At 51.0% G+C, this 9,850-nt stretch carries 5 protein-coding genes; 4 read left to right on the forward strand and 1 reads right to left on the reverse strand.

All coding sequences use genetic code 11. From position 1 onward, the window contains the following. Positions 1-216: 216 nt before the first annotated feature. The 4 genes from K4A83_RS20525 (at position 217) to ruvB (ending at position 6,535) form a co-directional block, all read left to right on the forward strand. Complete coding sequence (locus K4A83_RS20525) at positions 217-1,089, forward strand: Tab2/Atab2 family RNA-binding protein (RefSeq protein WP_265266562.1); 873 nt, start codon at positions 217-219, stop codon at positions 1,087-1,089. 9 nt (positions 1,090-1,098) lie between these two features. Next, positions 1,099-2,409, forward strand: coding sequence for a TldD/PmbA family protein (locus tag K4A83_RS20530; RefSeq protein WP_265266563.1), 1,311 nt, complete (start codon positions 1,099-1,101; stop codon positions 2,407-2,409). Between the two features lie 225 nt (positions 2,410-2,634). Then, entirely contained in the window at positions 2,635-5,286 is a 2,652-nt protein-coding gene (locus K4A83_RS20535; protein ID WP_265266564.1) for a chloride channel protein, read from the forward strand. A gap of 154 nt (positions 5,287-5,440) precedes the next feature. Then, positions 5,441-6,535, forward strand: a complete 1,095-nt coding sequence (ruvB, locus tag K4A83_RS20540; protein WP_407810255.1) for a Holliday junction branch migration DNA helicase RuvB — start codon at positions 5,441-5,443, stop codon at positions 6,533-6,535. Positions 6,536-6,924: 389 nt separating this feature from the next. Here ruvB and gyrA read toward each other — a convergent pair whose 3' ends face one another. Continuing rightward, the gene (gene gyrA / locus K4A83_RS20545) at positions 6,925-9,495 is read right to left on the reverse strand and encodes a DNA topoisomerase (ATP-hydrolyzing) subunit A (protein WP_265266567.1); all 2,571 of its coding nucleotides are present in this window, start codon (positions 9,493-9,495) and stop codon (positions 6,925-6,927) included. Positions 9,496-9,850: the final 355 nt, after the last annotated feature.

The following is a 9,850-nucleotide window of genomic DNA, read 5'->3' on the forward strand; positions in this document are numbered from 1 at the left end:
AACTTTTGCGCTAGACGCAAGTAACGCTTCAGGAGAATGGGCCTCTACTTTGGCTGGAGTAATCCTGTCAGGGCAAGCTGATTCGTTGAGTGAAGAATCCCCGTGCCTTTAGGCCGGGGAGTGTCAACTGATAGTAGGGATCTAACGAACTTCTTCCGCCCCAAGGAGCTAAGGGGGGAGCTACGTTATTGAGAACAGGATTATGGGAACAGGAGTATGGGAACAACGATCTGGGAACTCGATTTTTATTCACGTCCGATCTTTGACGACAACCAAAAAAAATTGTGGGAAGTTTTAATCTGTGAGAGTCCTTTGGAGGTAACGCGATCGCCGGAAACCCTTTTTCGGTTCTCCAAATTCACAACAAATCAGAATGTCAACTCCCTCTGGTTACGAGAAGCTCTCGAAGAAGCCTTAGCTCAAGCCCCTCAAAGCCCGAGACGGATTCGCTTTTTTCGTCGTCAGATGAATAATATGATCACGAAAGCCTGTGAAGAGTTTGGGGTTCCGGCGGTGCCAAGTCGTAGGACTTATAGCTTAAACCAGTGGATTCAAGAACGGATGACGGATTTTTACCCCAGTCAGCCGGGTTATGATGCGGCGGCCGCTAAAGCCTCTTCCGTACAGTATCCGCCCTTGAATGTCTCCCCCTTACCGGAAGCTGTGCGAGGGGATAAAGCCGATCGCTGGGCCTTTGTCTCCTTAGAGGCCGGAGCTTTTGCGGAAATGAAGGACTGGGATATTGCCTTTAGTGAAGCCTTCCCCTTAGATTTCCTCGGTGTCACCCCAGAAATGCGCATTCCGGGATTAATTATTTTCTCGGGCCGAGCTATGCCCTTAGCGGGTTGGTTGTCAGGGATTGAGTTAGGGTTTCTTCAGTTAGAAAAAGAGCCGCTGCCTCGGATGCGCTTAGAAACCGGAGCTAGTGATAGCTGGATTTTAGCCGATCTCAAAGATCCCCAAACCCTTGCCGAAGCTCAAGGCTTTGAGCAAGCCAAACAACAAGCCCAAAATGTTCACTTTTTGGCCGTGCAAGACAATCCCGAGTCGGAATCTTTTGCTGGATTTTGGCTACTAAAACAAGAGTGAAGGGGGGAGATGGGAGAAATCAACAGCCAATCCAGTTCTCAGTTAGCGGAACAATTGATTGACTTAGCCCTAAAAGCGGGGGCTAGTTGTGCGGAGGTGTACCAGTCTAACTCTCTAGCCCATCCAGTTTTTTTTGAGGCCAATCGTTTAAAACAACTCGAAAGCTCCGAAGCGCAAGGGATAGCACTACGACTCTGGCGGGAGGGCTGTCCCGGTTTAGCGGTGGCCTATGGTCGAGTAGAGCCGCAGGTTTTAGTGGATAAAGCCCTTGCCCTGTCTCAACTTAATCCCCCAGAACCCATTGAATTAGCCAGTGAGCAACAACAGGTTTTTCCCAACTTTGGGGACAGGGTAGAGGTGGGGGAGTTGGTGAAATTAGGGCGAGAGGCGATCGCCTTAATTCGCGCCCGTTATCCTGAAGTCCTCTGTAGCGCTGAATTACAGTGTGAACAGGAAACCACCCTGTTAATCAACTCCCAAAACCTCCATTGTCAATATACCGACATCACCTTAAGCGCCTCCCTTGGGGTGGAATGGGTGCGGGGGGAGGATTTTCTCGGCATTTACGAAGACCAAGAAACCCGCAATGAACTGGAGATGGAGCGCCTCCTCCAAGCCATTTGGCAACGCTTAACTTGGGCGGAAAACAATACCCTCCCCCCCAAAGGTTGCGTTCCCATTCTCTTCACCAGCAAGGCAGCCACCATGCTCTGGGGGACTATTTGCGAGGCCACCAACAGCAAGCGAATTTTAGAAGGGTCTTCCCCGTGGAGTCAGCAGCAAGGGGAAACGGTGCTTTCTCCCCTGCTCACCCTATCTCAAAAACCGGATTTCGGTCCCTATAGTTGTCCCTTTGATGACGAAGGCACCCCCACCCAAACCCTCGCCTTAATTGTTAATGGACAATTGAACCACATTTACACAGACCGCACCGTAGGGCGAAAACTAGGCATTTCCAGCACCGGAAATGGATTCCGCCCCAGTCTAGGCCGCTATCCCACCCCAGACCTGATCAACCTAATCATTGAACCGGGGGAAGGCACTTTTAATGAATTGGTGCGTCATCTTGATGACGGTTTGATTGTGGATCAAATGTTGGGAGAAGGGGCTGATATTTCTGGCGACTTTTCTATTAATGTGGAATTAGGCTATCGGGTGCGAGATGGGCAAATTGTCGGACGGGTGAAAGATACGATGCTAGCCGGGAACGTTTACACGGCGCTTAAACAGGTGATGGCACTCGGAGGTGATGCCCAATGGCAAGGTTTTTGTTATACTCCCTCCCTCATTGTCGATAGTTTATCGGTGGTGAGTTCCTAGTGAATGGTCGGGGGAACATGAATTCCCTCGACTATGCTCAATTCTCCCACCCTAGATGGGGTCTGCTGAAAAAAACTGTTTCCTGCGGAACGCTTGACTCAACAAGGGAATTAATAATTGATAATTATTCCCGATTCCCGATTCCCAACTCCCGATTCCCAACTCCCGACTCCCGATTCCCCAAGTTATTCAGCAGACCCTAGATAGGTTAACAAGGGAACACTTATGAAGCAGCAATTATTGAGTGCGTTTCGGCAGCTTTCCCTAGGCATTACCATCAAACGCCCTTGGAAAGGGCGACACTGGGGCAACCATGCCGTAGAAACGAACTACGCCCTCGTGGAAGCCTGCTTGATTGGTTGTGTTTCTGCGATCGCCGCCCTTATCCTGAAAGAAGGAATCGGCCTCCTCGGGCAATTCCGTTTACAACTCGTAGACCAAACGGGAGTCTATATCTTACCCATTGTTGGTCTAGTTTTAGGGGGTTTAGCCGGGTTGCTCCTAGAAACCTGCTCCCCCTCCGCCAAAGGGGGTGGCATTCCCCAAGTCAAAGCTGCCCTCGCTAAGTTCCCCGTCCCCCTCTCCCTCCGGGTGGCTGTGGTGAAAATGCTCGGCACCATGTTAATTCTCGGGGCCGGGATGACTTTAGGACGACGAGGCCCCACGGTCCACATTGGGGCCGCCCTAGCTGCCCAACTGAGTAATTGGGTGCCGACTTCCCCCCAACACCGTCGCCAAATGATTGCCGCCGGGGCTGCGGCTGGATTAGCGGCTGGCTTTAACACCCCCATTGCTGGGGTGTTATTTGTGGTGGAGGAACTCTCCCGGGATATGTCCGGCCTAACCCTCGAAACCGCTATTCTCGCTTCCTTTACCGGCTCCATCGTCTCCCGTCTCTTAGGCTCAACAGACCTCAAACTGGTCGCCAGTATCCTCCCCCTCTCTGAAACCCATTTCACCTCCCCCGAAATCCCCTTTTATCTGCTCCTCGGAGCCCTAGCGGGGGTCTTAGGAGCTTCATTTAATCGTGGAGTCTTGCTCTGTCTGCGCTTTTACCGATGGCTCAATATCTCCCTGATCTGGCAAATCGCCCTAGCTGGACTCATTTCCGGGGCAATCATTGCCCTGTCTCCCCCCATCCTGCGCGACAATGCGGGATTGCGGGATTTCCTGATCACTGGATACGCCACTTGGCAAAAAAGTACGTTTGTTTTTATTGCTCACTTTTGCCTGACCATCTTAGCCTATGGTTCCGGCGCACCGGGGGGACTGTTTGCCCCGGCCTTGGTGTTGGGGTCGGCGTTAGGCTATTTGGTGGGCATGGCAGAGGTGGCTACTTTGGGCATCGGTTATGCCAGTACCTACGCTCTGGTGGGGATGAGTGCCTTTTTTACGGCTGTGGCTCGGGTACCGATTACGGCCATTGTGATTGTTTTTGAGATGACGGCGGATTTTACCTTAGTGTTGCCCTTGATGATCAGTTCGGTGGTGGCCTACGGGGTGGCGGAAACGATTAAAAAAGGTTCGCTCTACCAACATTTATTACAGGCCAGTGGCATTGAATTGAGCGATGAGGGGGCGCAAAATGAGGTGTTATCGGGCTTAAAGGCGGTGGATGTGATGAAACGCCGGGTGGAGTCCTTTCGCCCGGATATGACCCTAGAAGAGGTTTTAGCGGCCTTTGCCCGTTCCGCTCATCATGGCTTCCCCGTATTGGATGAAGAGAAGTTAGTGGGTATGGTGACGGAAGCGAATTTAGAGAATTTAGTTAGCCAAGAGAGTACGACTCGCTTGCGGGATATTATGACCCCGCGCCCGGTAACAGTTCAGCCCGATGGGTCTTTAAGTGATGTGGTGTACTTGATGGATCGTTATCAACTCTCCCATCTTCCGGTGACGGAGGGGCGGCGACTGTTGGGGATTATTACCCGCAGTGATTTAATTCACGCCACGGCAGACCAGTTAAAGATGACTCCTAAGATTAAAGGGGCTAAGGTGGAACCGTCTTATCTGGTCTATCAAACTCGTTCCCCGGCCGTGGGGAAGGGGCGTTTATTGCTGCCTTTGGCCAATCCTCAAACGGCCCAGGCTTTAGTAAAAATTGCGGGTGCGATCGCCCAACAACAGGGCTACGAGTTGGAATGTCTCCATATTGTCACGGTACCCCGCCATATTGCCCCCTCCCAAGCCTCCGTTTCCCTGAAAAAGAGTCATCAACTCCTCAAGGAAGCCAAACGAGAAGCGGCCGCCTGGGATATTCCCCTCCATGTGCAAATCCGACTGGCTCATAACTTAGCCCAAGCGATTTTAGAGGTGATTAATGAACGCCACATCGACCTGTTGATTATGGGCTGGAAGGGCAACACTTCTTCCCCCGGTCGCATTTTTGGCGATGCTGTCGATACCTTAATCCGTGAGGCCCCCTGTGATGTGGCTATGATTAAATTAGGGGACGGGAAACAGAGTTTTCCCTATCGGGATTATCTCGCGACAAATTGGCTGATTCCCATTGCTGGGGGGCCGAATGTACAAAGGGCGGTGCAGTTATTGCCGGGATTGCAATTATTAGCGCGATCGCGTCATGTCTTCCTCTGTCAAGTTCACCCCCCCGACACCAACATTCCCGACACCCGCATCCTACAAGAAATGGCTGCCCAGGTGAAGTTACAACTCAATGCCTCGGTGTTTCCCATCCCCATCCGTTCTGCTTCTGTTTCCGATGCCATTATTCGTTTGGCGGAGTCGGAAGATTGTCAGGTGATTATCGTCGGGGCCAGTCGGGAGGGTTTATTGCAACAAGCCATTCATGGCAACATTCCCGAAGCAATTACCTCTGGGGTGAAAAGTACGGTGATTTTAGTCCGGAGTGCTGTCTAGGGAGCAGGGGAATTGATAATTGATAATTGACAATTGACAATTGATAATTATTACCTATTCCCTATTACCTATTCCCAAAGGCTGACCAGTTAAGCTTGTGTGCCTTATGGGAACTCTTCCATTACAATGGGAACCGACCCCCCGTGATGAAGCTATGGCCATCAAGCGATCGCCAGATCAAAATAACCCCGCCGCTCAAAAGACCCCCAAAGCCTCCCAACGACGGAAAAAACCCGCCGTTGAACCCCTCACGGAAGACGAAAATTTGCTGCTCGCTACCGCAGGCATTGATGAAATCACCAATCCAGAAGAGAGTATCCGCCCCCATCGTCTGGATGACTATATCGGGCAAAAAGACCTGAAAGAAGTGCTAAAAATCGCCATTGCGGCCGCTAAATCTCGCGGGGAAGCGATGGATCATATTCTCCTCTACGGCCCCCCCGGATTGGGCAAAACCACCATGTCCCTCATCCTCGCTTCAGAAATGGGGGTAAACTGCAAAATTACCGCCGCCCCTGCCCTAGAACGGCCGCGAGATATTACGGGGATTCTCATTAATCTCAAACCCGGTGATATTCTCTTCATTGATGAGATCCACCGTCTCAACCGCATGACCGAAGAATTGCTATATCCGGCAATGGAGGACTGTCGGTTAGATATTACCATTGGCAAAGGACAAACCGCACGCACTCGCAGCATTCCCCTACCCCCCTTTACTCTGATTGGGGCAACCACTAAAGTGGGATCTTTAACCTCTCCTTTGCGCGATCGCTTTGGCCTCATCCAACGGCTACGCTTCTACGAACTTGACGAACTCACCCTAATTGTCCAACGGACTGCCGACTTGCTGCAAACCCCCGTCACCCTAGAAGGGGCCCAAGAAATTGCCCGTCGCGCCCGAGGTACCCCCCGCATTGCCAACCGTTTACTCCGTCGAGTGCGGGATTATGCCCAAGTCAAGGTCATGGAAACGGTAGATCAAGCCATTGCTGCCGAAGCCCTAGAATTGTTCAATGTAGACCCCTGTGGCCTCGATTGGACTGATCGTCTGGTTTTAGGCACTATTATTGAACAATTTCGCGGCGGTCCGGTTGGTTTGGAAGCCGTAGCTGCCGCCACCGGGGAAGACTCTAAAACCATTGAAGAGGTCTACGAACCCTATTTATTACAAATTGGCTTCCTCAATCGCACCACAAGGGGCAGAGTGGCCACAGAAGCGGCCTATGAACATCTAGGCTATGCCGTGTGAATCACCCACTCAGTAGGGTTTGCTGAATAACTTGGGGAGTCAGGAATCAGGTTCGTAGTTGCGCTTGGGCGCCAAATCAGGAATCAGGTTCGTAGTTGCGCTTGGGCGCCAAATCAGGAATCAGGTTCGTAGTTGCGCTTGGGCGCCAAATCGAGAATCAGGTTCGTAGTTGCGCTTGGGCGCCAAATCGAGAATCAGGTTCGTAGTTGCGCTTGGGCGCCAAATCGAGAATCAGGTTCGTAGTTGCGCTTGGGCGCCAAATCGAGAATCAGGAGTCGGGAGTCGGAAATAATTGTCAATTGTCAATTGTCAATTATCAATTATCAATTATCAATTCCCCACTCCCTAGCCCCACGAGTAGAGTTATTCCGCAAGCCCTACATAGGGCTTCACATTTCGGTTTCAGATTCACTTTCAGAGCTAGTGGGAACAATGGCAATGGCGGCGATCGCATCATCTTCATCCAAACGCTGCAAACGTACCCCGGTCGCCATACGAGACTGAGGAGAAATGGCGCTCACAGCTTGCCGCACGATAATCCCCCGATTCGTGATTAACATTAACTCACTGTCGTGGTAGACGATTTTTAAGCCCACTAACTCATCCCCTGCCATGCGGAAACGAATAGACCGTAAACCAATCCCCGCCCGTTTTTGTAAACGGAAGTGATGAACCGGGATGCGTTTACCGTAGCCTCGGCTAGTCACCACCAACACCCAAGGCCCCTCGGTGACTTCGGTGATGATTTCCTCACTGCCGTTGAGGTCTTCGTTACTCTCCTCCTCCTCCTCGCTCTCACTGTTAGCAATATTCGCCGCAATTTGGGCTGGGAGAATATCCATACTAATCAACTGGTCATTATTGCGTAGCTTCATGGACTTAACGCCCCGCGTTGCCCGTCCGAGGGGGCGTAGTTGTTCGTCTCCGACTTTAAAATGAATCGCCATCCCCTGCTGAGATCCCACAATGACACTATCTTCCGAGGTCGCCAAGCGGACCCAGCGCAGTTCGTCCCCTTCGGCTAAGGAAATGGCGATTAAACCATTGGTGCGAATATTACTAAAGGCATCAAGGGGAGTTTTTTTGATGTAGCCTTTGCGGGTTAACATGACCAAAAATTGATCATTGGTGAACTCGCTCACGGCTACGAGGGAGGTAATCTTTTCATCCCGGGGGATGGGTAACATCTGGACGATGGGGACTCCTCGGGCTGTGCGGGAGGCTGTGGGGATTTTATAGGCATTGAGACAATAGACTAGACCGCGATCGCTAAAAAATAACACCTTGTCATGATCGCAACAGGTCAAGAAATGTTCTACCCCGTCATCGTCCTTGATTTTCGCCCCAGCCCGTCCCCGAGTGGCACGGTTTTGAGCTTCAAAGGTAGATACAGGCATTCGTTTAATATAACCCTGTTCCGTTAACAGAATGACGGCCGCCTCATTAGCAATTAAATCTCGCTCATCTAAGTCCCCATCTTGTAATAACACCTCCGTCCGACGGGGGGACTCATGAATGCTTTTAATCTGGCTAGCTTCTTCGACAATAATGGCGTTAATCCGTTCTTGTCGCGCCAGAATGTCCTCAAGGTCGGTAATTTGGGCTAACAGTTGTTCGTGTTCGGCGGTAATTTTTTCCGCTTCCAAGGCAGTTAAACGGCGTAACTGCATCTGTAAGATAGCATCGGCTTGGACTTCCGATAAACCGAAACTGTCCATTAACTCCTGTTTAGCACTAGCTGTATCGGCAGCCGCCCGGATGAGGTGAATCACCGCGTCCAGATTTTCTAGGGCAATGAGTAACCCTTGTAAAATATGATCCCGTTCCTGGGCTTTGCGTAGTTCGTACTGAGTCCGTCGGGTAATGGCTTCCACGCGGAAATCGAGGAAAACCTCTAAAAAGCGTTTGAGGTCAAGGAGTTGGGGTTCCCCGTTCACTAGGGCTAACATATTCGCCCCGAAGTTGGTGCGCAGGGGGGTTTGTTTGTAGAGATTATTTAACACGACCCGAGCCACGGCATCCCGCTTGAGTTCGATGACAATGCGCATCCCGTCGCGATCGCTTTCGTCCCGAATATCTGCAATGCCATCAATGCGCTTATCATTCACCAACTCGGCAATTTTTTCAATCAGTGCTGCCTTATTGGTTTGATAGGGTAACTCTGTGACAATAATCGCTTCTCGGTCAGGACGGCCGCGCTGTTCGATTAACTCAATCTCCGCGACCCCTTGCATGGTAATGGAGCCGCGTCCAGTAAAATAAGCGTCTCGGATGCCCGAAGTCCCCAGAATCTGCCCCCCGGTGGGGAAATCGGGAGCTTTCACATGGTGCATTAACTCCGCAATGCTAATCTCTGGGTTTTCAATTAAAGCAATCAAACCATCCACCAACTCCCCTAAATTATGGGGGGGAATATTGGTCGCCATTCCTACAGCAATCCCCGAGGAGCCATTTAATAGGAGTTGGGGAATCCGTGAAGGCAAAACCACAGGTTCTTGTTGAGAACCGTCGAAATTATCGGCAAAATCAACGGTTTCTGACTCAATATCTCGCAGGAGTGCATTGACCGTCAGGCGATGTAAACGACATTCGGTGTAACGCATGGCCGCCGGAGGATCATTATCCACTGACCCGAAGTTCCCATGTCCATCAATTAAGGGATCTCGCATGGAGAAGTTCTGCGCCATCCGTACCAACGCATCATAAACCGCCGTGTCCCCGTGGGGGTGGTATTTCCCTAACACTTCCCCCACGACCCGAGCGCATTTCCGGAAAGGTCGATCTGGAGTTAACCCCAGTTCATACATCGCGTAAAGAATGCGACGGTGAACGGGTTTGAGTCCGTCTCGCGCATCAGGTAACGCCCGTCCAACAATGACGCTCATGGCGTATTCCAGATATGACCGGGACATTTCGTTACTCAGGTCAGTAGGGACAATTCGCTCCTGCGAGGCAGTCATAAAATGAAAAACTCCATTAAATTGCTTATAGGGCAGATAAACAATAAAAAGCAGCGAAAACTGCCACTTTTTGCCTGAAGACCCGCCTAATTTTGCGTCTTGTGTTCAAATATTTTAACATGATTTAACCCCGTTTGACGGGGTTAACCGCTTTTCAGCATCTTGATTTCAGGGGTCAATCCAGGGGGAAATTCCCAAGCTGAAGCCCCACAACAAGAGCAAGTTAAATTGACATCCTCCCCGGCCTAAAGGCACGGGGATTCCCAGTCTGTCCACATTAAGTGGACTCCTGATGGGTAGACAGACAAGCAACCGCCCCGGATTGGGGTCTAACACTGCTTAACGCCTGTCCATT

It is taken from the genome of Spirulina subsalsa FACHB-351 (genome assembly GCF_026130165.1).
Classification (GTDB): Bacteria; Cyanobacteriota; Cyanobacteriia; order Cyanobacteriales; family Spirulinaceae; genus Spirulina_A; species Spirulina_A subsalsa_A.

Coding starts and splice junctions, on each gene's coding strand:
- gyrA (WP_265266567.1), bottom strand. CDS start 9,495: ATGACTGCCTCGCAGGAGCGAATTGTCCCTACTGACCTGAGTAACGAA.
- K4A83_RS20525 (WP_265266562.1), top strand. CDS start 217: ATGGGAACAACGATCTGGGAACTCGATTTTTATTCACGTCCGATCTTT.
- ruvB (WP_407810255.1), top strand. CDS start 5,441: ATGGCCATCAAGCGATCGCCAGATCAAAATAACCCCGCCGCTCAAAAG.
- K4A83_RS20530 (WP_265266563.1), top strand. CDS start 1,099: ATGGGAGAAATCAACAGCCAATCCAGTTCTCAGTTAGCGGAACAATTG.
- K4A83_RS20535 (WP_265266564.1), top strand. CDS start 2,635: ATGAAGCAGCAATTATTGAGTGCGTTTCGGCAGCTTTCCCTAGGCATT.